The following is a 22,802-nucleotide window of genomic DNA, read 5'->3' on the forward strand; positions in this document are numbered from 1 at the left end:
CCGCGCTCATCGGTATTCGATCCGCGGGTCGATCCAGGCATAGAGCATGTCGACCAGAAGGTTGATCAGCATATAGGCGACCAGGATCACCAGGATGCAGCCCTGGATCAGCGGATAGTCGCGTGTGCTGATCGCCTGGATGAGGAGCCGGCCAAGGCCGGGATAGGTGAAGACCGCCTCCGTCACCACGGCACCGCCGATGAAGTTGGCCATCATCAGTCCGACGATGGTCACGAAGGGCAGCATCGCATTGCGCATGATGTGCAGGCCAACGATGCGGTTCTCAGGCACGCCCTTGGCACGGGCGGTGCGGACATAATCGGCCCGCGCCTCCCCGATCAGCGAAGCCCGCAGGAACCGCGCCAGGATGCCGGAAACATAGGTGCCGAGGGTGAGCGCCGGCAGCGCCAGACTGCGCAGCGCATCGAGCGGTGACTGCCAGAGCGGCACATGGCGCGAGGCCGAGGGCAGCCACCTGAGCTCGACGGCGAAGAGCAGGATCAGCAGGATGCCGAGCCAGAAGGTCGGCACGCCCAGCGCCAGCGCACTCCAGCCGCTGAGCAGCCGGTCGAGCCAGGAGTTCGGCTTCACTGCGCTGGCAATCGCAACCGGGATGCCGATGGCGAGCGCCACCACGATCGCCGTCAGCGCGAGCTGCAGCGTCGCCGGCAGCCGCTCCCCGATCAGTTGCAGCACCGGCTGGCGGCTGTGCAGCGACAGGCCGAAATCGCCCGTGGCTGCCCGGCTGAGCCAATCGAGATACTGGACGACCATCGGCCGATCGAGCCCGTAGCGCTGGATCGCCGCCGCGATCTCCTCCTGCGAGGCGTTCTCGCCGACGATGACCGCAACCGGCCCGCCGGGCACCGCATAGATCATCGCGAAGATCGCGAAGGAAGCGAGCAGCAGCACCGGCAGCATCTGGGCGAGACGGCGCAGGACGTAAGCCGTCATCGCCGCCCCCCGATCGTCACGCCGGACGCATCCGTCTCGTCGCGGTCGAGGAGCGCGGTCAACGCCCGGCCTATCGTGTCGAAGGACAGGATCGTCAGGGTCAGCACAAGGCCGGGCAGCACAGCGTAGGTCGGCGCCTCGTAGAGATAGGATTTGCCGGTACGCAGCATCTCGCCCCAGCTCGGCGTCGGCGGCGGCACGCCGACGCCAAGGAAGGCGAGCGCAGCCTCGAGCAGGATCGCGATCGAGGCCAGGACGACCACCTGAACCACCAGCGGACTCAAGGCATTGGGCAGGATCGTTCGAAACATGATGTAGCCCGGCCGCCCACCAAATCCGCGCACCGCCGTGACGAAATCGAGCTGGCGCAGCGCCATCACCTGCGCCCTGGCGATGCGGGCGAAGCCCGGAATGCCGGCGACGCCGACCGCGATCAGCGCCGCCCCCTGGCTGCGCCCGAGCACCGCGATCAGCGCCATCGCGAAGAGGATATTCGGCAAGGCGAGCAGCACGTCGATGCAGCGCATCAGCAGCGAGTCGCGCCAGTCGCCGTAGAACCCAGCGACGAGCCCGATGGGCACGCCGATCAGCGCCGCGATGAAGACCGCCCCGAAGGCCGTGACCAGCGAGGTGCGTGCGCCGTAGATGACGCGGGCGAGGATGTCGCGGCCGAGTTCATCCGTCCCGAACCAGTTCTCGGGCGAAGGTGGCTTCAGCGAATCCGCGATGCTCTGCGTGAGCGGGTCGAGCGGCAGGAAATCGACGAAGAGCGCCGCAAGCGCGACCAGCACGAGGAAGGTCACGCTCACTGCGGCGCCGCGCCGCGCGAGCAGCCGGCGCAGCAGCCGACCCAGGGATGCGAAGGCCTCATTCATGCAGCGACGCCGCGCTCCCGCACGACGTCCCTCACGCCTGTCCGGCTCATTTGAAGCCGATGGTGCGCGCGACGAAGAGGTTGTCGATGTCGAGCGTCACCCCGCCGACCTTCTCCGAAGCGACGATCAGGCCGACATCGTAGGAGTTGGTCGGAACCCCGAAGGCCTCATCCACCAGCACGCGGTTGAGGTTGTCATAGGCCGCCTTGACCTCGGCCTCGCTGCCGGCCGCGCCATCCACCTTCGCGATCGCCGTAACATAGTCCGGGTGCGGATGCGGGTCCTTGAGGATCGGATTGCCCGAGGTGCGGTAGATCGAGTTGGTCGTGACGCGCGACGGAAATTTCTGGACATTGCCGACCGCGCCGAAGGTCGCCGCGAAATCGCCACCGAGCAGCGCGGTGACGTATTCGGCGCCCTGGCGCATGTCGAGTTCGATCGGGATTCCGACCTTCTGCAGCGAACCCTGCACGATCTGGCTGATGGCGACGGAGGATTCGTCGCTGCCGTTCACCAGCAGCTTCCAGCCCTTCATCTCGTCGGCGGAAAGGCCGGAAGCGGCGATCAGCTTCTTCGCCTTGTCGAGATCGTAGGCATAGGTCTTGGTATAGCTGTCGTCGAAGGCCGGGCTCGCCGGCGCCCAGGGCAGCGCCACCACCTTGCCCATCCCAGCATAGCCGACGCGCAGGATGCTCGCCCGGTCCATCAGATGGTTGAAGGCCTGCCGGAACGCCTTGTTGCGGAAGGGGCCGCGCGTCGAGTTGATGCGGAAGACCTGCACCAGCGGTCCCGGCCCAGCGAAGACCTGGAAACCGGCATTCTTGAGCCTGACCGCGCTGCGCGACGAGCCGTTATAGACGATATCGACCGCGCCCGATTCCAGCGCCGCGCTCGCCGCGGCGTCCTCGCTGAACACGGTGAAGACGAGGTCCTGCGCGATCGGCTGCTTCTCGCGCCAGTAGTTCGGATTGGCCTTGAGCGTCAGGCTTTGGCCGACGGCGCGGTTGACCAGCGTGTAGGGCCCGGTGCCGGCCGGCACGGTCTCGACCGTCTCGATGCCCTTGGGGTCGATCGGCAGCAGGAATTGCAGGAGGTCGAGGATCTGGCGTTCGGGCACAGGCGCCTTGAAATTGATCGTCACGGTGGAATCGTCCGGCGCCGACCAGTCCTTCACGATCGACATGGTCGCGAAGACGTTCTTGCCGCGCTTGGGATCGGCGCCCTTCTGCAGGGTTGCGACCACGGAGTCGGCCTTGAACGGCGTGCCGCTGTGGAAGCTGACGCCATCCCGCAGCTTCAGCGTCACCGATTGCTTGTCCGGGGCGATGATCCACTCCGTCGCCAGGCTCGGCTCCGGCTTTCCCTCCGGCGTGTACTCGATCAGGCTGTCATAGAGGTTCTTGATGACGTGGAAATTGACCGTCGAGAGCTGCTGCGGATCGTAGTTCGCCAGCTCGCTCAGCACGGCCACGCGCAGCGCCCCGCCCTTGAGTTGCTGGGCGGCGGCGGGCAGAGCTCCCGCCAGAGGGGCCGCCGCCGCGAGGGCAAGGCCGGTCATGCAGAATTGACGTCGCGACAGCTTTGTCATCGCTTTCCCCTCTCGTTTTGGTTTTCAGTCGCCGTTCAAGCCGTCCCCGCTCCCGGCTGGGACGAATGCGCCCGCCAGTCGCTTATTCTCTCCAAAGGATAGACCGGGCGCGGAATCCGCTGCCACGGCAAGGTGAACACGTCGGACTGCCCCGGCCCGCGCGTATCGGCACGGACCAGCCCGAAGGCGACACGATCGAAATACTGGAAGTTCGAAGCTGTCTTGAGCACGGCCATCTTGTAGTCGGAGAGGTCGATGCCGAAGGCCTCGTAGACATCCGGCACATTGCCCGCGACGCCGCGCAGTTCCGAGATCAACAGCGTCACCGGCCCGACATCGAAGACGGCGACCCGCCCCATGTCGACTTCGGTCTGATGGTTGAATTTGAGCGGGATCGCCCCGCTTCCGAGTTTCCGGACCCGTCCCGTCACCGTGAGCGGCTTGAAGAAGGCCGTGGCAGCATCGCCCCCGAGCGGCAGGGTGACCTGCGCACCCTCGCCCGCAGCGGTCAGCACCGCGACCGCCTCGGGCGAGATCAGCGGGATCAACGCCTTGTTCTTGATGCCGAGCCGCAGCATCGCTTCCAGCAGCAGGTTGCTGTCGCCGGCCGCCCCGCCGAAGACGGTGTCGCCGGTGTCGCTGAGCACAATCATGCCGCGCTCCGCCGCATCGGCCTTCCGCACGGCATCGTCCACCGAGACGGCCTCGCGGATCTGGAAATCGTCGCGCATCGACCAGGCGAGATCGGCAAGTTCGTCGGCCAGCTTCTCGGCCAGCGCCTGGTCGCCATCGGTGACGACGATGGTCGACCAACCGCCTTCGGCGACGTCGAGCCAGGGCTGCATCGGATAGTTCGAGGCCTGCAGCACGCGTCGGTCGGCCTCGAGCGCCCGCGCGCGGTCGAACCAGAGCTTCATCGGCCCCTTCGAGGTCAGGAACTGTTCCTGATGCGAGAGCAGCGGGATCTTGCGCCAGGCCATCACCGGCTTGGCCTTTTCCCGCAGGATGCGCAGCAGCACCTCGGTGCCGACCTTGCCGGTGTCGAACACGTCGTGCGGCTGGGTGCGGTGCCCGACGATGGCCGTGCAATTGGCCATGATCTTCTGCGTGACATTGGCGTGGTGATCGAGCCCGAGCAGGATCGGCACGTCAGGCCCGAGGATTTTCCGGCAGAGCTCCGCCTGCTCGCCCTCGACGTCGTCGATGCCCTCGGCTGCGCAGGCGCCGTGCAGCTGCAGGACGAGGCCGTCGATCGGCCCGAGGGTTTCGAGTCCAGCCCGGATCTTCGCCTGGAAGTAGTCGAAGGCTTCGCGCGAGATGCGGCCGCCCGCCACCGCCCAGGCCCGAATGATCGGGACCGTCTCGATGGAGAGACCGGACTCCTTCACTGCTGCGTAGTGACCGCCGATCTGGCCGATCTCGCTGAAATGCCGGACGATCTCCTCGCCCTCATAGATGCCGAAGGCCTCGAAATCGGCCAGCGTGGTCAGCACCGGATTGAAGTCGTTCGTCTCCTGAACGATGTGGATCAGAGCCAGACGCAAGGCGACCTCCCGGATTACGGCTCTGCCATGCCGGCCGATGCCGGGCGAAGCGGTTTTTCACTTCAGGGCAACGTTCCGGGCTACTTTTCAGTCGATCCGCAGCCCGGCCTCATCCCTCAAAAGCGTAATGGCGCCAAACATTTCGCGTCAAGGATTGGATGTTCCATCTGAAGGAACATTCTCTATCGAGCCCGAACGAATCCTCGTCATCCCGGGCGACCGAAGGGAGACCCGGGATCCATGCCGGAACCTCCATCGGAAGCCCTCCGGAATGGATCCCGGATCTCCGCTTCGCTGCGTCCGGGATGACACGGACGGTAGGTTAAGAGCTTGCCTTTCCGGCGAAAGCTCACGCAGCCGCATGCAGCGGCTTCGGCCAGTAGCGGCAGGAGACACCATGCCCCGGCGCGACCTCGTGCCATTCCGGCGTCCCCTCCCGCACGTGGTCTACGCCATGGACGCAAGCGCCGCCATCGCCGTCGAGGAAGCGCAAATCCGGCGGCGGGCGCCTCAGCCGCTCGCGCTGAAGTATGGGATCGGGCACCGGCACCGCATCGAGCAGGAACTGCGTGTAGGGATGGGCCGGGCTGTCATAGACCTGTGCCGCGCTGCCCATTTCGACGATGCGGCCGCGGAACATCACGGCGACGCGATGCGCCATCTCGCGGACGATGGCGAGGTCATGCGCGATGAAGAGATAGGACAGTCCAAGCCTCTCCTGCAGCGATTGCAGCAGCGTAACGATCTGTGCCTGCGTGCGGACATCGAGTGCCGAGACCGGTTCGTCGCAGACGACGAAGTCCGGATTGACGGCCAGCGCCCGGGCGATGACGACGCGCTGGCGCTGCCCGCCCGAGAATTCATGCGGGTAGCGCCGCATCATCGCCGGGTCGAGATTGACCAGCTCCAGCAACTCCGCGACGCGCGCTAGGATATGGCTCGCCGGCACGCTGCGATGAACCTGCAGCGGCTCGCTCAGGATCTGCCCGATGGTCATGCGCGGATGCAGGCTGGAATAGGGGTTCTGCAGCACGAACTGCATGTGCCGGCGCATCCGGCGCAGTTCGCCTGCGCGCATCGTCGTCAGCTCCTGCCCGAGCAAGCGGACCGAGCCCTCATGCGCCTTCTGGAGCTGGAGGATGGCGCGCCCGGCCGTGGTCTTGCCCGAACCTGACTGGCCGACGAGCCCGAGCGTCTGCCCCGGCGCGATGTCGAAGGACAAGCGCTCGACGGCCTTGACCGGCGCGGCTCCGCGCCTGGCCGGAAACAGCACCGAGAGATCGCGAACCTGCAGCAGCGGCGCGGCCGTCATCGGACCGCTCCCGCCCCGTGCAGGCGCGGAACCGCATCGAGCAGCGCCCGCGTATAGGCGTGCTGCGGCTCGGCGAAGACATCGTCCACGGGCCCGCTCTCGACGATCTCGCCGCGATACATCACGTTGACCCGGTCGACCATGCCGGCGACGACGCCGAAGTCATGGGTGATCAGCATCAGCGCCATGCCGCGCTCTTCCCGCAGCCGCAGCAGCAGGCGCAGGATCTGCGCCTGCACGGTGACGTCGAGCGCCGTCGTCGGCTCGTCGGCGATCAGCAGGTCGGGCTCGCAGGAGATCGCGATGGCGATCAGGATGCGCTGGCGCTGGCCGCCCGAGAACTGATGCGGGAAATCGTCGATGCGATCAGCCGGATCGGGAATGCCGACGAGAGCGAGCAGCTCGATGCTGCGCTCGCGCGCATCCCTGACGGAGAAGCCAAGATGACGGCGCAGCATGTCGCCCATCTGCGCACCGATGCTCATCACCGGGTTGAGCGAGGTCATCGGGTCCTGGAAGACCATGGCGATGCGCCGGCCGCGCAGGTCGCGCATCTCGTCCTCGCCGAGCCCGAGCAGGTCCTGCCCCCAGAAGGCGACGGAGCCGCCGAGCCCGATCGAGGCCCCTTCCGGCGCCAGTCGCATCAGCGCCTTGGCGGTGACGCTCTTGCCGCAGCCGGATTCGCCGACGAAGCCGACCGCCTCGTCGGCATTGATGTCGAAGGAGATGCCGCGCACCGCCTGGATCACCTCGCGCCGCGTCGTAACGGTCGCGGTGAGGTCGCTCACCCTAAGCAGCGGGCCAATCATCGCACGCTCCCCACGTCGAGAACCTCGCGCAAGCCGTTGGCAATGATGATGAAAGTCAACGTCGCGAAAACGATCGCAGCGGCCGGGCCGATCACCGTCAGCGGCGCCAGCTCCATGAACTGCCGCGCTTCGGAGAGCATGCCGCCCCAGTTCGGATCGGGCGGCGGCGGACCGAGGCCCAGGAAGGACAGCGCCGTTACCGTGAAGATCGTTTGGGACAGGGTCAGGCTCGTGGCGACGAGGATCGGCGAAACCAGGATCGGCAGGATATGTCGCAGCACCAGCCGCATCTCGCTCATGCCGACGCTGCGGGCTGCCTCGACATGGTCCCATTGCTTCACGCTCAGCACCGGCGCGCGCACCACCCGCGCCATGGCCGGCGTGTAGACGATAGCGATGGTGAGGATGAGGTTCGGCACGGTCGGACCGAGCGCCGCCACGACCGCTATCGCTAGCAGCAGCACCGGGAAGGCGAAGACGACATCGAGCACGCGCATGATGATCTCGTCGACGAATCCACCGAGATAGCCGGCCGCCAGCCCGAGGATCAGCCCCGTGACCAGCGCGATGAACACCGCCGTCACCGTGATCAGCAGCGTCGTGCGCCCGCCGACGATCAGGCGGCTCAGCACGTCCCGCCCGATCGAATCCGTGCCGAGCCAATGCGCGGCGCTGGCCGGCGCCAGCGAATCCGGCGAGGTCGCCGAGGGGTCATAGGGCGCAACCAGCGGCGCGAAGATCGTCAGCACCAGCATCGCCGCCAGCATGGCCAGTCCCAGGCCGAGCAGCAGCCAACCTTGGCTGATCCCCGCCCCCCTGCGCTCGCCGCGCCGCGCCGCCGCAACCGGGGCGCGCTCCTGCACGGCGCCGCTCACATCTGCACCCGCGCATCGATCCGCGCATAGGCGATGTCGATGGCCGTGTTGACCAGCACGACGATGCCGGCGGCGACAAGCACGATCGCCTGGATCACCGGATAGTCGCGGCTGTTGATTGAATCGAACAGGTATTGCCCCATGCCGGGAATGGCGAAGATGGTCTCGACCAGGATGCTGCCGCCGAGCAGCGCCGCGATCTTCAGGCCCGCTGCGGTGACGACTGGCGTCAATGCGTTGCGCATCAGGTAGTCGCGCAGGATCGCGGCCGGCGTCAGGCCCTTGGCGCGGGCGACCATGACGAAATCCTGGTTGGCGACCTCAAGCACGGCGGCGCGCGTGTTCTCCGCGATGGTGACGGAGACCGCGAGCGCCAGCGCGAAGGCCGGCAACAGCAGACCTGCGAGATTGGCGAGCGGGTTCTCAAGGAAGGGCGTGTAGCCCAGCACCGTGATCTCCGGGAAATACAGTCCGAAGAGCAGCACGATCAGCGTCGCGACGACATAGTTCGGCACCGCCAGCATCAGCCCGTTCCAGAGCCGGGCCAGCCAATCGGTCGCGCCGCGCAGCCGCGCTGCGGCGAGCCCGGTCGCGACACCCATCACGGCAGCAATGATCGCAGCGAGCAGGGTGAGCTGGACGGTGACGGCGAGCCGGTTCAGCAACTCTCTCAGCACCGGCTGGCGGGTGACGAAGGAGGTGCCGAGATCGCCCGTCAGCGCATGGCCGAGCCACGCGAAGTATTGCGTCATCAGAGGCTGGTCGAGGCCGAGATCACGGCGGATCGTCGCCAGAACCTCCGGCGCCACGCTCTGCGAGCCCGCCGCCGCAATGGCGAAATCGCCGGGAATGGCCCGCATCAGCATGAAGGCGACGAAGGAGACGCCGAGCAGGATCGCGGCCATCCAGGCAAGACGCCCGAGGACGAAGCGCGTCATCGCACGCCCCACCTTGGAGCCAACACGAAAACTCCGCGAGCCCTCATCCTGAGGAGCCATTCCCTCGGGAATGGCGTCTCGAAGGAGGCTTCAGGAGGCTCCGGAGATCGCTGGACCATCCTTCGAGACGCCGCTTTGCGGCTCCTCAGGATGAGGGCTCGCATGTTCAGAATTCTTATTTCTTCAGCCATGTCGTACGCACGAAGGAGCGGATATTCGCAGCGAGCGGCACATAGCCCTGCACATGGTTCCACCAGATCTCCCAGCGCAGTGGGTACTGATAGATCTGGATGACATAGGCGTTGTCGGCGATGCGCTTCTGGATCGCCTGGTTCTTCGCCGCGCGCTTGGGCACGTCGAGCTCGGCCCGCGCCTCCGCGATCATCTTGTCGAGCTCGGGGTCGTTCGAGCCCATCGCCTTGCCGTAGCCGCTGGTCGAGGTGATGTACTGGAACACTCCGTCGGGATCGGGCGTCCAGGACAAAGCGACAGAGAGCAGCGTCGGCCAGTCGCCGCTCGCCCATTTGGCGAGAAGCGGCGCGGTCTCCATCGGCACCAGCTTCACGGTGATGCCCGCCGTCTGCCATTGCTGCTGCAGGATTTGCGCGCAGGCGACGTCGAGCGGGTTGGCCGCGACGACGATATAGTCGCCGAGATCGATGCCGTCGGGATAGCCGGCCTCGGCGAGCAGCGCCTTCGCCGCCGCCGGATCGTGCTTGTAATAGGGCAGCTCACTGGTGCCGTCATAGCCGCCGACCTGGCTTTCCGGGATCATCGCGCCGACCTTGCCCGAGCCGCCGAGCACGGTGTCGAGGGAGGCCTTGCGGTCGGTCGCGAGGCTGAGCGCGCGACGCACCTTCACGTCGTTAAGCGGCTTCGCCTTCATGTTCAGCCAGATCGGGAAGGTGCGCGAGGTCTGGCCCGGCGCCGAGACGAAGTTCGATGAAGCGCGCGAGATGGCGGTCGCCACCTTCGGGTCCTTCACCCAGGTCATGTCGATCGCGCGTGAGCGCAGAGCCGAGGTCAGCGTCGCCTGGTCCTTGTAGAACTTGAAGATTACCTTCGCGAGATAGGGCTCGCCCTTCTCGTAATAGGCGTCGAAGCGCGTCAGCGAGAATTGCTGGTTGGGCTGATAGGCCTCGAAAGAGAAGGGCCCGGTGCCCACCGGCTGGGTGGCGAGGTTCTCGACGCCTGCGGGAACGATCGCGCCGTTGGGGTTGCTCGCGAGATTGCTGAGGAAGGCCGCATCGGTCGCGTTGAGCTGGAACTTCACCGTGAAGGGATCGACCACCGTCACCGACTCGACGCTGGAATAGAGCGCCTTGAGCCGGCTGCCCGTCGCCGGGTTCATGATCCGGGCGAAGGTGTGCTTCACGTCCTCGGCGCTGAAGTCCTTGCCGTTGTGGAACTTCACGCCCTGCCTGAGCTTGAAGACGTAAGTCTTTGGATCCGGCTGTTCATAACCCGTCGCCAGATCGGGCTCGACCTTCATCTGCGCGTTCCAGCGCAGCAGGCCGGAATAGAGCAGGCTGGTGAAGTCATAGGAGGAGAAGGCGTTGACCGTGACCGGGTCGAGCCCGATCGGATCGGCATCCGCGCCGATCGTCAGCATCCCGCCCGCGACTGGCGCCTGGGCCGAAGCCAACGTGCTCCAGAGACCTGGAGTCGCCAGCGCCGCGCCGCCCGCTGTCAGCAGTTGCAGCAGGCTGCGTCGCCGCAGGCCCTGCGCCGCCGCATCGGGCTCGTCAGCCATCGGGAATGACGGTGTCTTCACGAACGATCCTCCCAGCATCCTGCTTGCCGGCCGAACCCGGCCGATCCGCGCGAGACAGGAGCCGGCCTGCGCCGAGCTTCCAATCATCGCCGCCCGGCCCGTCTCGTCCGCGTCGCGGATGGCAGGCCTTCCCTCTGTGGACGCAGGCTAGAAACGGCCGAAATTCGCGTCAAGGATCGCCGGTTTCACTGGAAGAAACAGCGCGCAATGCCTGCCCTCCGCGGCCCGGCTCAAACATCCACAAGCCCTCATCCTGAGGAGCAACCGAAGGCTGCGTCTCGAAGGATGCTCTAGGAGGCTCCGGAGACATCTGGAGCATCCTTCGAGACGGCCCTGCGGGCTTCCTCAGGATGAGGGCTGCCGTGAAACAGGCCGTCAGAAGAAGGTCTTGATCGCGCCCGTGACGCGATAGTCGTCATCGACCAGCATCAGCACCGCCCATTTGTCGAAGGTGGTGCAGGGGTGGCCGATGCCGAAGGCGACCATGTCGCCGACCTGCAGCGGGCTGTCGTCCGGCGTTCCGAGATGGCAGTGCTGGTCGTTGAGCGCCAGCACCGCATGTCCCGGCGGCATCGTCTCCGGCCGCGCCATCGTTCCGCCTGGACGGAACCAACGCAGCGGCACCGGCATTCCGGAATCGAAGCTAATGTCGCGCTTGCCGACGGTGAGCAGGCTGCGCCCGCGCTCCGGCCGCGACTGGACATAAGCCCAGACCTCGAGCGCCGGCTCCAGCCCGCCCGGCGGCAGCTTCAGGCTGGTCTCCAGCGTGATCCGCCGGAACGCCGCCGAATAGACCGTGGAATCATGGGTCAGGTAGCAGCCCGAGCGCAGCACCTTGATCACCGGCCGAGAGAAGGCGGCCGCGTTGAAGGCTTCGCCGACCCGGTCGAACAGCGAGGTCCCGCCAGCAGAGAGCACCATTGGCTCCGGGCCGAGCAGCCCCTCGCCCTCCGCCGCCGCCGCGACCGCGACGACCTCGCCGAGCAAACGGTCGGCACCGGCCGTGTCGCTATGCAGCCCCTCGAAGCACTCGAAGCCGGCGAGCCGCAGGCCCGGCGCGCCTGCGACGGCGCGTGCCACGGCCAGCGCCTCCTCGCGAGTCCGCGCGCCGGTGCGTCCGCCCATGAAGCCGATCTCGACGAAAATGCGCAGCGGATTGGCGCCAGTATGCCCCTTCGCGGCTTCCGCCAGCAGAGCGACGCCGGCGACGCTGTCGGCAAGGCAATAGAGCTCGAAACCGGGCTCCCGCAGCGCCTCGAAACAGGCGGCCACTTCCAGCCGCCCCACCGGCTGGTTGGCGAGGATCACTCGCTTGACGCCGAAATGCCGGGCGACGGCCAGCTGCTGCATCGTCGCGACGGTGATCGCCCAGGCGCCGTCGGCGATCTGCAGGTCGAAGAGCTGCGGCGCCATCGTCGTCTTGCCATGCGGCGCTATCAGCAGGCCGTTGGCGGCGCTGAAGGCGCTCATCCAGGCACTGTTGGCCTTGAGCACGCTTTCGCGGATCACGGCGAGTGGCATCGGCATGTCGCCGGCGAGCACATTCCAGCCCTGCTTGCCGACATCGCCGAGGCGAAGGGATGCGCCCGGCGGCAGGCCTTTCACGAGCATATCGAGGTGCTGATCCTCGATCTCGCCCAGCGACAGGCGCGGAAGAACGGCGGCGGAAGCAGTCACAGCCATGGGTTTGGATCCAGCGGAGAGAAGGGGCGCCTGACCTTGGTATAGGGGATCTTGCTCGCATCGGGCGGATAAGGCCCGCCGCTGTCGAGATAGAGCACGGCCGCCGCGATCGGCGCGAAGGCGGCGTGGAAATGATTGGAGGATTTCACCACCACGACCGTCTTGGCGCCGAGGTCGATGCCGAGATCGGTGAAGACCGGCGGGCTGAAGGTCTGCGCCCGCGTCGAGGCCAGCACGATGTCGAGCTTGCCGATCCGGATCGCGGCGGCCGGGCCGAGCGAAACCCAGCTCTGCTCGAACGGGATCAGCAAATCCCCGATCGTCCCGATGATCTGGACCGTCGCATCAATCGGCCTGCCTGAGGAGGGCGCGGCCTTGCCGATGAAGCGCAAAGGGATTTCTGCGCCGACGCCAGCGGCCCGGCAAAGGCTGACCGCGACGGGGTCCCACAGCGCCCCGATCGCCGCCGGCACGTCCGGATGCCGCAGCAGCGCCTCGACCATCACCGAGGAATCGCCGGCGACGCCGCCGCCCGGATTGTCCCAGCGATCGGCGAGCACGACCGGCTTGCCGGGCTCAGCCAGTTCGAGCGCCGCCGCGATGGCCTCCTCCGGCTTGTAGTGCCTCGGCGAAGCGCCCTGCCCCCAGCGCAGGATTTCGAGGCCGAGTTCCTTCGCCAGCGCCGCCGCCTTGGCACTGTCGCCATCGGCAATGACCAGCACCTTCGTCCCGACATCGGCGACATCCGCGGCCTGGAAGCCGTGCGCGACCGAGATCGAGAGGATTCCGTCCCGTCCCTCCATCGCCATGAGCCGGTAGACGAAGCTGCGGCCGGGCTCGCGGCTGGTCATGAAGGCGGCGAGCCCTCGGCAATCGAACACGCCGCTGACCGGCTTCACCTGCCTGCGGGCAGCCTTCAGGCAGAGCTCCAGCAAATCCTCGGCCCGCGCTAGGAAATCCGTGTGCGGAAACTCCTTGAAAGCGACGATGATGTCGGCACCCGCGACCATCTCGGCCGTCAGGTGGCAATGCATGTCGAGCTCGGCTCCGATGACACAATCTGGGCCGGCCAGCGACCTCACCCGCGCGATCAGGTCGCCCTCGCAGTCGTCATAGCCGCGCGCCACCATCGCGCCGTGCAGGCCGAGCAGCACGATATCGACGGGCAGCGCCGCCTTGAGCTGGCCGAGGATTTCATCGCGCAGGCTTTCATAACCCTCCTGCGAGACCAGCCCCGCTGGCTCGGCCCAGGTCGCCGTGCCCTCGATGAGTTCGTAGCCCTCGCGGGCGGCGCGGCGCCGGGCTGCGACGATCGGCGCGGAGCACAGGGTCGGCGTCTCCGGATGGGTGCCGGGCGGGCAGTAGAAGCCGCTCTCGAAGGCGCTGCGATCGACGAAGAGCGGCGCGAAAGTGTTGGTTTCCGTCGCCAGCGACGCAGTGAAGACGCGCATCCGCATGCATTCCCGACCAGCAGCAGCACGTCCCCTCCGACGCGCCCGACCAGCGCCATGAAACGGGAGGTTGGCGCAACCTGTCAAAGCACCCGCGTTCCTTCGAGCGGAACAATGCCGGCTTGATTCGGAACAGCGCAGCGGCCGAGATGAGGAGGCTTCAGGGAGCCTTGCCGATCATGCCGCAGCCTCGCCGGATCCTGCTGGGGTCCCTCTTTCACGAGACGCACAGCTTCGTCGACGAGGTCACGCGGCTGGCCGATTTCACCATCCGCACCGGCGACGAGCTATTGCGCCGGCGTGGCGACGGCTCGACCATCGACGGCTTCCTCGAAGTGGCCGAAGCCGAGGGCTGGCAGGTCGTGCCAACGGTCGATTACACGGCGCTGCCGGCCGGAACCGTCGATCACGCCGTCTTCGCGCGCTTCCTGTCGGAATTCGATGCCGGGCTGAGGTCCGCGCTCGCCGATGGCGGTCTCGACGGTATCTGGCTTGCCCTGCACGGCGCCATGGTCACGGCCGATTGTCCCGATCCGGAAGGCGCGCTGCTCGCTCATATCCGTTCCGTGCCCGGCTGCGAGACCCTGCCGGTTTTCGGCGTCTTCGACCTGCACGCCAATTTCACCGCGGCGATGGCTGAGCATGCCAACGCCCTCGTCGCCTATCGCGAGAATCCGCACACGGATGCCCGCGCATCCGCCCTGCGCGCGGCCGGTCTGCTGGCGCGGGCGCTCAGGGAAGGCGTTCTGCCGCGGATGCTCTCGACCAACGCACCCGTGGTCTGGCCGCCGACCGGCACCGGCACGGCCGACCGGCCGATGCGAGACCTCGAAGCGCTGGCGCGCCGGATCGAGCAGGAGAACCCGGCGATCTGGGTCGCGAATGTCGTCGGCGGATACTCCTTCTCCGATGTGCCCGAGGCGGGCGCCGCCTTCGCGGTCGCCTTCACCGGGCCGGAAGCCGAGGCGCATGATGCCCTCGCCCGCCTGACCGGGACGGCCGTCGAACTGCAAGAGCTGGGCCTGCCGACGGAATGGGATATCGACGAAGCCATCACGGAAATCCAGCGTTTGCCGGGCGGCCCCTATCTCGTCGTGGAGCCCGCCGACAATATCGGCGGCGGCGCGCCGGGAGACGGCACCTCGGTGCTGCGGGCCTTCCTGCGTCACGGTGTCGAAAATTGCGCCGTCGCCATCGCCGATCCCGCGGCCGTCGCGGCCATGGCAGGGGCGCAGCCAGGCGAGATCCGCAAGCTCTCGATCGGCGGCAAGGGCAGCGCCATCGCCGAAGGCCCTGTGGAGGTCGAGGCGCGCTTCGTCAGTGCCAGCGACGGGCAGTTTTCGTTGGAAGACCTCAACAGCCACCTCGCCGCCTCGCAGGGCTCGCGCTTCAGCATGGGGCCGAGCGTCGTGGCCGAGGCCGGCGGCGTCACCATCCTGTTGACCAGCCGCAAGACCCCGCCTTTCGATCTCGGTCAGTTCCGCTCGCAGGGCATCCACCCCGAGACGCTGAAGGCGATCGGCGTCAAGGCGGCGGTGGCGCATCGGCGCGCCTATGACAAGATCGCCAAGGGCAGCTTCACGGTCTCGACACCCGGCCCCTGCACCAGCAAGATCGCGGGGTTGCCCTATACGCGTTTGCGCAAGCCGGTCTTTCCGATCCACGCTGGCGCGTCGCATCGATAGTGCGACGTTGCCTGCGCCACGCAGAAGCGCAGCGGCGAATGGCCTGTTCCCTCTCGCGAAACAGGCGCATCTTGCTTGAGGTGGGTGGCGCGTCGTCTGCTGCTGCCGCGCTGGCCATCGAACGGTTTTCAGCAACAGGCGGAGGGGAAGCCATGTTTCACAATCTGATCAAGATCGCCGCTGGGCTTGGCGTGGTCGCCTGCGCCCTGCTGCCCGCCACCGGGGCTTCGGCCCAGGGCAAGCTCAAGGAAGTGCTGAGCCGCGGCAAGCTCATCGTCGGCACCGGCAGCACCAATCCGCCCTGGCATTTCCGTAACGAAAAGGGCGAACTCGTCGGCTTCGACATCGAGATCTCCAAGATCATCGCGCAGGGACTGTTCGACGATCCCAACAAGATCGAGTTCGTCAACCAGGCCTCGGATGCCCGCATCCCGAATATCGTCACCGGCAAGGTCGACATCGCCTGCCAGTTCGTGACCGTGACGGCGGCGCGCGCGCAGCAGGTCGCCTTCACCGTGCCTTATTACCGCGAAGGCGTCAGCCTGATGCTCGTCGCGGGCGGCCCCTTGGCCGATTTTGCGGCGTTGAAGGCGGCCGGCAGCAAGGTCACGGTTTCGGTGCTGCAGAACGTCTTCGCCGAGAAGATGGTCAAGGACGCGCTGCCTGAAGCGAAGGTCGATCAATTCGAGAGCGTGGACCTGATGTATCAGGCGCTGAACTCGGGCCGCGCCCAGGCCGCCGCGACCGACTCCTCGTCGCTGCGCTTCTACATGAAGCAAAACCCCGGTCGCTATGTGGATTCCGGCTATAGCTGGAACCCCCAGACCTATTCCTGCATCGTCAAGCAGGGCGATCCGGACTGGCTCAACTTCGTCAACGTGGCGCTGCGCGAGTCGATGACCGGCACGACCTTTCCGATCTACAAGGCGGCCTATGAGCGCTGGTTCGGCGAGACGCCGCCGGAGCCCAAGATCGGCTTCCCGCAGGAGTTCCGCTGAGCCTTAGGCTAGCTGCCCGTGGACTACTCGCTGCATTTCGGCGCCGTCTGGGCGAGCTTCGACAGGCTTCTGTTGGGGCTCGCCATCGGGCTGGGGCTTGCCGTCGTCGCCGTGGCGATCGGCACCGTGCTCGGCCTTCTGTCCGCTTTCGCCAGCGTCGCGCCCTATCGGGCGCTGCGCAGCCTTTCCGCCCTCTATGTCGCGCTGATCCGCAACCTGCCGCTGCTGGTGCTGGTGCTGCTCGCCTATTTCGCCCTGCCCCAGGCCGGCATCACGCTCGACAAATACCAGAGCTTCGCCGGCGCGCTCGCGCTCTATTCCGGTGCCTATCTCACCGAGGTGTTCCGCGCCGGACTGATCTCCGTGCCAAAGGGTGTGATCGAGGCGGCCCGCTCGATCGGGCTGACGCGGCTGCAGACCAATACCTCCGTCGTCGCGCCGATCATGCTGCGCAACGCCCTGCCCTCGCTCGGCAACACCTTCATCGGCATGTTCAAGGACAGCTCCATCGCCGCCGCCATCGCGGTGCCGGAACTCACCTTCGAGGCCCGCAAGATCAACGTCGACACCTTCCGCGTCATCGAGACCTGGACGGTGGCGAGCGGGCTCTACATCGCTGCCTGTGTCGTCATCGCCATGCTGCTGCGCGGCCTCGAACGCCGTTTCCCGAAGTTCTGAGCCGACGATGCAAGCTTTCCTCGATCAGCTCTGGATCGCCCGCTTCGCGCTCTGGGACGGCTTCGTCCTCACCGTCGAGATCGCCGCCGCCTCGATCCTGTTCGGCACGCTGCTCGGCGGCCTCGTTGGCATCCAGCTGTCCTATGCACCCTGGTGGCTCAAGCTGCCGTTCCGGCTCTATGTCGACATCATGCGCGGCACGCCCGTGCTCGTCCTGATCCTCGCGGCCTTCTACATTCCCGCCGTCGCGGGCCTGAACCTCGGCCCGACCCAGGCCGGCATCCTGGCGCTGTCGCTTTTCGCCGGCGCCCATATCGGCGAATTGCTGCGCGGTGCGCTGCAGGCGATCCCGCCCGGGCAGGCCGAGGCAGGACGCAGCATCGGGCTGACCTTCCCGCAGCTCCTGGCCTATGTGTTGCTGCCGCAGGCGGCGCGCAGCGCCCTGCCGCCCTGGATCAATACCGGCGTCGAGCTGATCAAGGGCTCGAGCCTGCTCTCGATGATCGGCGTCGGCGAACTCCTGCTCAAGACGCAGGAGATCATCGGCCGCAACTTCATGACCATCCAGTTCTATGTCTTCGCCGGCATCCTCTATCTGGTGATCAACATCGTGCTGGATCAACTGGGCAAGGCCGTCGAACGGCGGGTCGGGCAGCATTGATGGACAAGCAGCACCCTCTCCTCGCGATCCGCGGCCTGACCAAGCGCTTCGGCCATACCGAGGTACTCAAGGGCGTCGATCTCGACCTCAACCAGCGCGAGGTGGTCTCGATCATCGGCTCCAGCGGCTCGGGGAAGACGACCCTGCTGCGCTGCGTCAACCTGCTGGAGGAATACCAGGGGGGCGACATCGTTCTCGATGGCGAGACGATCGGTTATCGCACGGCCGCCGGGCGCCGTCATCGGCTCGGCGACCGCGAACTCTCGCGCCAGCGCGCGATGACCGGCATGGTCTTTCAGAGCTTCAACCTGTTTCCGCATCTGACGGCGGCCGGCAATGTGATGCTCGGCTTGCGCAAGGTGCTGCGGCTGCCCAAGGCCGAAGCCCGGGCGATAGCCGAGAAATGGCTGGCGCGCGTCGGCCTCGCCACGCGGGCGGACCACTATCCGAGCCAGCTCTCCGGTGGCCAGCAGCAGCGCGTCGCCATTGCTCGGGCGCTGGCCATGAACCCAAAGCTCGTGCTGCTCGACGAGGTGACCTCGGCGCTGGACCCCGAGCTCGTCCAGGAGGTGCTCAATACGGTGAAGAGCATCGCGGAGGATGGCGCGACGCTCTTGATCGTGACCCACGAGATGCGCTTTGCGCGGGACGTCTCGAGCCGCGTCGTCTTCATGGAACATGGGCGGATCGTCGAGGAGGGGCCGCCCGCGGAGATCTTCGGCAATCCCAAGAGCACCCGGCTGGCGGAGTTTCTGCGCAATACGCGGAGCTAGCGGCCGGCCGCGGCGAACTGGCCTGCTCGCACTGCCCGCGTCCCCCGGGTCGTAGCTCGCGCGCGTCGACGCGCGGGCGGTGTCCCGCTGCGTTGTGCCGGCGCCGGAGAAGCAAGACGGCATGATTGACCCGCTCACGCGGGTCCCCGAGAGAAGGAGAATGCCGGCAAGGCCGGCAGCGCGAATGGCGCGCGAGGCGCTGCAATCAACCTCGGCCGGTGGCAACACGGCAGCCGAATTCGGCCGCCGATGCGGCAAACCAGGACCAGAAGCTCCCTGCCATGCTGCGTGCGACCATGATCTCGAATACGGGCCCGTCCGGGCCGTCGGCGAGCCGCCACAGCTGCACGCCGACATAGGCGACGCTGATCAGAGCGGTATCGCCGACGGCGAAGGCCGCCGGGTGCAGATCGAGCATCACGCCCTTCGCCAGCACATCGCGAACACGCGAACCCGAGAGCCTGAAGGCGGCGCGCGCATCGCTCTGATCGCTGACGGCAGCATGGGCCGAGAGCTCGCCGAGAAGCCCGGCAAAGCCATCGCGCGAGGCCGCGCGCAGCAGCCATTGCCCCGGCCCCGCCCAGACCACGTCATGCGCCGCGGCCTGCGCAATCCTCGGTGTCTCCGGCAGGACGATGCCGAGCCTGCCTTCGACGGCCCGCGACAGAGCCGTTGCCATGCCGGGTTCGGCGATCAGCGTCGCCAGACCAAAGCCATCGAGCAAAGTCGCACAGATGCCAGCATCCCCCTTCATGCCGAAGGAGCCGGGCTGCGCGATCCCGGCCCAGGCGCCGCGCGGGACCCAAGAGATCGCTGTCTCAGCCATGGAGGTGGTTTCCTTCGGGATCGACGAAGACCGGCGAGCAGATCTCGACGACGATGTCGCCGTTGCGGACGGGGTCGTAGGCGCGGACGCGCTCGCCGATGCGGCTGGCGCCGTTCCGGATCAGGCCGAGGCCGATCCAGTGGTTCAGATGCGGCGAATGGGCGACCGAGGTCATGTAACCCTCGTCGTTTTCCATCACCGCCGCCTTGCCGATGCCGATGAAATGGGCGCCCGCACGCAGGCGCTGGGACGGATCGGCCGGCTTGAAGCCGACGAAGGACGGCCGGTCCCCCTCGACCAGGGCCTGCCGGCCCGCCATCAGCCGCCCGACGAAATCCTTCTTCGTCGACATCATCTTGCCGAGGCCGAGATCGCGCGCCGTGGTCTGGCCGTTGAGCTCGTTGCCCGCGACATGGCCTTTCTCGATGCGCAGCACACCGAGCGCCTCGGTGCCGTAGGGCGTGATGCCGAAGGGCTCGCCCGCCCGCATCAGGGCGCGCATCATCGCGTCGCCATAATCGGCCGGGACTGCAAGCTCGAAGGCCAGCTCACCCGAGAAGGAGATGCGGAAGAGCCGGGCCGTTATCCCGCCGCCGACCGTCACAGTGCGCGCCGCGAGATAGGGGAAGGCCTCGTTCGAGATGTCGTGCGCGGTATCGACGACGCCGCGCAGGGTCTCGCGCGCCTTCGGGCCGGCCACGGCCACCTGCGCCCATTGCTCGGACACCGAGACCATGCGGACATCAAGCTCCGGCCACAGCACCTGATGGCAGAATTCCAGATGCTGCATCACCTTGCCGGCGTTGGCCGTCGTGGTCGTCATCAGGAAATGATGCTCCCCGAGGCGGGAGGTGGTGCCGTCATCCATGACGAAGCCGTCCTCGCGCAGCATCAGCCCGTAGCGGGCCTTGCCGACCGGCAGCGCCTTCCAGCCGTTGATATAGACCCGCTCGAGGAATTCGGCGGCGTCTGGGCCCTGGATGTCGATCTTTCCGAGCGTCGAGACATCGCAGATGCCGACGCTCCCGCGCACGGCCTTCACCTCGCGATTGACGGTGGTCAGCCAATCGCCCTCCCCGGGCTTCGGATAGTACTGGGCCCGCAGCCACTGGCCGGCTTCGATGAAGACGGCGCCCCCCTCCTTCGACCACTCATGGGTCGGCGCCAGCCGCACCGGCTTGAAGTCCTTGCCGCGGTGGTGGCCCGCCAGCGCGCCGATCGCGACCGGCGTATAGGGCGGGCGGAACGTCGTCGTGCCCGTCTGCGGGATCGTCCTGCCCGTCTGCTCGGCCATGATGGCCAGGCCGGAGAGGTTCGAGGTCTTGCCCTGGTCGGTCGCCATGCCGAGCGTGGTGTAGCGCTTGAGATGCTCGACGGGCCGGAAGCCTTCGCGCGCGGCCAGCTCGACATCCTTGTCGGTGACGTCGTTCTGGTAGTCCACGAAGGCCTTGCCCTTCGTGCCCTTCACCCGCCAGACGGGCTTCAGCGCGGTCGTCTCGGGATCGGTCGCGGGCGCGGGCTCAGCCGCCGCAGGCGTCAGCCCCGCATCGGCCACAGCCTCGCGGCCGAGCCGAGCGCCGTCCTCCAGCGCCTGCGCCAGGGTGAAGCGCCCGGCTGCGCTGCCGGCGACGGAGAGCCCCGGCGGCAAGGTGCCCGGCACGAAACATTGCAGGCCCTCGTCCCAGGCCGGCTTGCCGTTCTGGTGCGAGGTCAGATGCAGCGTCGGGTTCCAGCCGTTCGAGACGGCCAGCAGATCGCAGGCGAGAGCCGTCTTCGCGCCGGAGGCATCGCGGATGCTGACGCCGCCGAGCTGACGGCCCCCGCGCGTGCCTTCGATCACGGCGCCTGCGAACAGCCTTGCGCCGAGCTTGTCGGCGAGCGCCTTGCGCGCTGGATCCGCGTCGGGACGGCTATCGACGATGGCCGCCACCTTGCCGCCGGCGGCTGCGATGTCGCGCGCTGTCGTCCAGCCATCGTCGCCGGCCGTGAACAGCACCGCTTCGCGGCCCGGCATGACGCCGTAACGATTGACGTAGGCGCGCACCGCCCCGGCCAGCATCACGCCGGGCGTATCGTTGCCGGGGAATACGATCGGCCGTTCCAGCGCGCCCGCGGCGAGGATCGCGCGTTTGGCATAGATGCGCCAGCCGCGCTGGCGCGGCTGATGGGCCGCAGGCTCCGGCAGGTGATCAGCGACGCGCTCGACCGCGCCGTAGATGCCGTGGTCGTAGAGGCCGAAGATCGTGGTGCGCGGCATAATCCGCACTTCGGGCAGGCTTTCGAGCTCCGCCAGCGTCGCCGCCAGCCATTCGGCCGCCGGCTTTCCAGCGATCTGGCGCTGCTCCGCCAACAGGCGACCGCCCAGGCGGAAATCCTCGTCGCAGAGGATCACGCGGGCACCGCTGCGGCCCGCTGCCAGCGCCGCCGAAAGACCGGCGGGCCCGCCGCCGATCACGAGCACGTCGCAGAAGGCGAAGGCCTTTTCGTAATGGTCGGGATCTTCCGCTCCGGCCGCGCGGCCAAGGCCTGCGGCGCGGCGGATCAGCGGCTCGTAGAGCTTTTCCCAGAACGCCGCCGGCCACATGAAGGTCTTGTAGTAGAAGCCGGCGACCAGAGCCGGCGAAACGAGCCCGTTGAGCGAGAGCAGATCGAAAGCGAGCGAGGGCCAGCGGTTCTGGCTTGCGGCATCGAGCCCGCCGAACAGTTCGATCACCGTGGCCCGGGTGTTCGGTTCCCGGCGGCCGCCGGAGCGCAGCTCGACCAGCGCGTTCGGCTCCTCCGGGCCGGCGGAGAGAATGCCGCGCGGGCGGTGATACTTGAAGGAGCGGCCCACCAGCCGCACCCCGTTGGCGAGCAGCGCAGAGGCCAGCGTGTCACCGGCATAGCCCTGATATGGCTTGCCATCGAAGCTGAAGGTCAGCGCCCGGCCGCGATCGATCAGGCCGCCGGAGGCGCGGCGGAAGGACTGCCCGCTCATGCCACCGCTCCCGTCTTGCGCGTCTTTGCCGGCTCGACCGCCGCGATCGCATGAGTGCGGGTATCGCGGGTCACGACCAGCCAGGCATGGCAGCCGGCGCCGTGATACCAGAGTTCGCGGTGCGTGCCCGCCGGATTGTCGCGCAGATAGACATAGTCGGTCATCACCGCCTCTGTCGCCGCCATGCCGTCAGGGCGTTGCGGGTCGGCCGCGCCCAGATAGCTGAATTCCTGGGCGTCGTGCGCGCCGCAATGGGGACAGGTGATGCGCATGGTCAGGCTTCCACGATTTTCGGGATGCGACGCACCGCAACCGTCATGCTCGCCCTCGTGGCGAGCATCCACGTCTTGAACACAACGTTCGACCAGCGAAGACGTGGATGGTCGGGACAAGCCCGACCA

The 22,802-nt window shown here is 67.1% G+C and carries 19 protein-coding genes; 5 read left to right on the forward strand and 14 right to left on the reverse strand.

Annotated elements, in window-relative coordinates:
- Positions 1 to 6: 6 nt before the first annotated feature.
- The 11 genes from AC1DNE_RS06655 to AC1DNE_RS06705 all read right to left on the reverse strand — a co-directional run bounded on the left by AC1DNE_RS06655 (position 7) and on the right by AC1DNE_RS06705 (position 13,803).
- Positions 7 to 954: an ABC transporter permease gene (locus AC1DNE_RS06655; protein ID WP_476765172.1), complete on the reverse strand. Its 948-nt coding sequence runs from the start codon at positions 952 to 954 to the stop codon at positions 7 to 9.
- Positions 951 to 1,829, reverse strand: a complete 879-nt coding sequence (locus AC1DNE_RS06660) for an ABC transporter permease (protein ID WP_476765171.1) — start codon at positions 1,827 to 1,829, stop codon at positions 951 to 953. Before AC1DNE_RS06660 ends, AC1DNE_RS06655 begins: the two co-directional genes overlap by 4 nt.
- A 46-nt stretch (positions 1,830 to 1,875) precedes the next feature.
- A complete protein-coding gene (locus AC1DNE_RS06665; protein ID WP_476765170.1) occupies positions 1,876 to 3,417 on the reverse strand; it encodes an ABC transporter substrate-binding protein in 1,542 nt (513 codons plus the stop codon).
- Positions 3,418 to 3,452: 35 nt separating this feature from the next.
- On the reverse strand, positions 3,453 to 4,961 hold the full coding sequence (locus AC1DNE_RS06670) for a M81 family metallopeptidase (protein ID WP_476765169.1): 1,509 nt from the start codon (positions 4,959 to 4,961) through the stop codon (positions 3,453 to 3,455).
- 349 nt (positions 4,962 to 5,310) lie between these two features.
- Positions 5,311 to 6,273, reverse strand: a complete 963-nt coding sequence (locus AC1DNE_RS06675; protein ID WP_441470476.1) for an ABC transporter ATP-binding protein — start codon at positions 6,271 to 6,273, stop codon at positions 5,311 to 5,313.
- Entirely contained in the window at positions 6,270 to 7,082 is an 813-nt protein-coding gene (locus AC1DNE_RS06680) for an ABC transporter ATP-binding protein (protein WP_441470477.1), read from the reverse strand. The genes AC1DNE_RS06675 and AC1DNE_RS06680 overlap by 4 nt, the downstream gene beginning before the upstream one ends.
- Positions 7,079 to 7,957, reverse strand: a complete 879-nt coding sequence (locus AC1DNE_RS06685; protein WP_441470478.1) for an ABC transporter permease — start codon at positions 7,955 to 7,957, stop codon at positions 7,079 to 7,081. Before AC1DNE_RS06685 ends, AC1DNE_RS06680 begins: the two co-directional genes overlap by 4 nt.
- Positions 7,954 to 8,895, reverse strand: coding sequence for an ABC transporter permease (locus AC1DNE_RS06690; RefSeq protein ID WP_441470479.1), 942 nt, complete (start codon positions 8,893 to 8,895; stop codon positions 7,954 to 7,956). Before AC1DNE_RS06690 ends, AC1DNE_RS06685 begins: the two co-directional genes overlap by 4 nt.
- A 175-nt stretch (positions 8,896 to 9,070) precedes the next feature.
- Positions 9,071 to 10,669, reverse strand: a complete 1,599-nt coding sequence (locus AC1DNE_RS06695) for an ABC transporter substrate-binding protein (RefSeq protein ID WP_441470480.1) — start codon at positions 10,667 to 10,669, stop codon at positions 9,071 to 9,073.
- Positions 10,670 to 11,044: 375 nt separating this feature from the next.
- On the reverse strand, positions 11,045 to 12,352 hold the full coding sequence (locus AC1DNE_RS06700) for an alanine racemase (RefSeq protein ID WP_441470481.1): 1,308 nt from the start codon (positions 12,350 to 12,352) through the stop codon (positions 11,045 to 11,047).
- Positions 12,343 to 13,803 carry a M81 family metallopeptidase gene (locus AC1DNE_RS06705; RefSeq protein ID WP_441470482.1) on the reverse strand — a complete coding sequence of 487 codons (1,461 nt, stop codon included), beginning with the start codon at positions 13,801 to 13,803 and terminating at the stop codon, positions 12,343 to 12,345. The genes AC1DNE_RS06700 and AC1DNE_RS06705 overlap by 10 nt, the downstream gene beginning before the upstream one ends.
- Positions 13,804 to 13,982: 179 nt before the next feature.
- Between AC1DNE_RS06705 and AC1DNE_RS06710 the strand changes: the two genes are divergently transcribed.
- The 5 genes from AC1DNE_RS06710 (at position 13,983) to AC1DNE_RS06730 (ending at position 18,598) form a co-directional block, all read left to right on the forward strand.
- Entirely contained in the window at positions 13,983 to 15,488 is a 1,506-nt protein-coding gene (locus AC1DNE_RS06710) for a M81 family metallopeptidase (protein WP_441470483.1), read from the forward strand.
- A 152-nt stretch (positions 15,489 to 15,640) separates the two neighbouring features.
- Positions 15,641 to 16,486: a transporter substrate-binding domain-containing protein gene (locus tag AC1DNE_RS06715; RefSeq protein ID WP_441470484.1), complete on the forward strand. Its 846-nt coding sequence runs from the start codon at positions 15,641 to 15,643 to the stop codon at positions 16,484 to 16,486.
- Between the two features lie 18 nt (positions 16,487 to 16,504).
- Positions 16,505 to 17,164, forward strand: a complete 660-nt coding sequence (locus tag AC1DNE_RS06720; protein WP_441470485.1) for an amino acid ABC transporter permease — start codon at positions 16,505 to 16,507, stop codon at positions 17,162 to 17,164.
- Between the two features lie 7 nt (positions 17,165 to 17,171).
- Positions 17,172 to 17,825 carry an amino acid ABC transporter permease gene (locus AC1DNE_RS06725; protein ID WP_476765166.1) on the forward strand — a complete coding sequence of 218 codons (654 nt, stop codon included), beginning with the start codon at positions 17,172 to 17,174 and terminating at the stop codon, positions 17,823 to 17,825.
- Positions 17,825 to 18,598, forward strand: coding sequence for an amino acid ABC transporter ATP-binding protein (locus AC1DNE_RS06730; protein WP_476765165.1), 774 nt, complete (start codon positions 17,825 to 17,827; stop codon positions 18,596 to 18,598). Before AC1DNE_RS06725 ends, AC1DNE_RS06730 begins: the two co-directional genes overlap by 1 nt.
- 205 nt (positions 18,599 to 18,803) lie before the next feature.
- Here the strand turns inward: AC1DNE_RS06730 and AC1DNE_RS06735 are convergent, their stop codons facing one another.
- From AC1DNE_RS06735 to AC1DNE_RS06745, 3 genes are read right to left on the reverse strand one after another with little or no spacing between them, the layout of a single operon-like run.
- Positions 18,804 to 19,424, reverse strand: coding sequence for a sarcosine oxidase subunit gamma (locus AC1DNE_RS06735; RefSeq protein WP_476765164.1), 621 nt, complete (start codon positions 19,422 to 19,424; stop codon positions 18,804 to 18,806).
- Complete coding sequence (locus tag AC1DNE_RS06740) at positions 19,417 to 22,401, reverse strand: sarcosine oxidase subunit alpha family protein (RefSeq protein WP_476765163.1); 2,985 nt, start codon at positions 22,399 to 22,401, stop codon at positions 19,417 to 19,419. Before AC1DNE_RS06740 ends, AC1DNE_RS06735 begins: the two co-directional genes overlap by 8 nt.
- Positions 22,398 to 22,673: a sarcosine oxidase subunit delta gene (locus AC1DNE_RS06745; RefSeq protein WP_476840992.1), complete on the reverse strand. Its 276-nt coding sequence runs from the start codon at positions 22,671 to 22,673 to the stop codon at positions 22,398 to 22,400. The genes AC1DNE_RS06740 and AC1DNE_RS06745 overlap by 4 nt, the downstream gene beginning before the upstream one ends.
- Positions 22,674 to 22,802: the final 129 nt, after the last annotated feature.

Source organism: Allobosea sp. 05L423, from assembly GCF_056397745.1.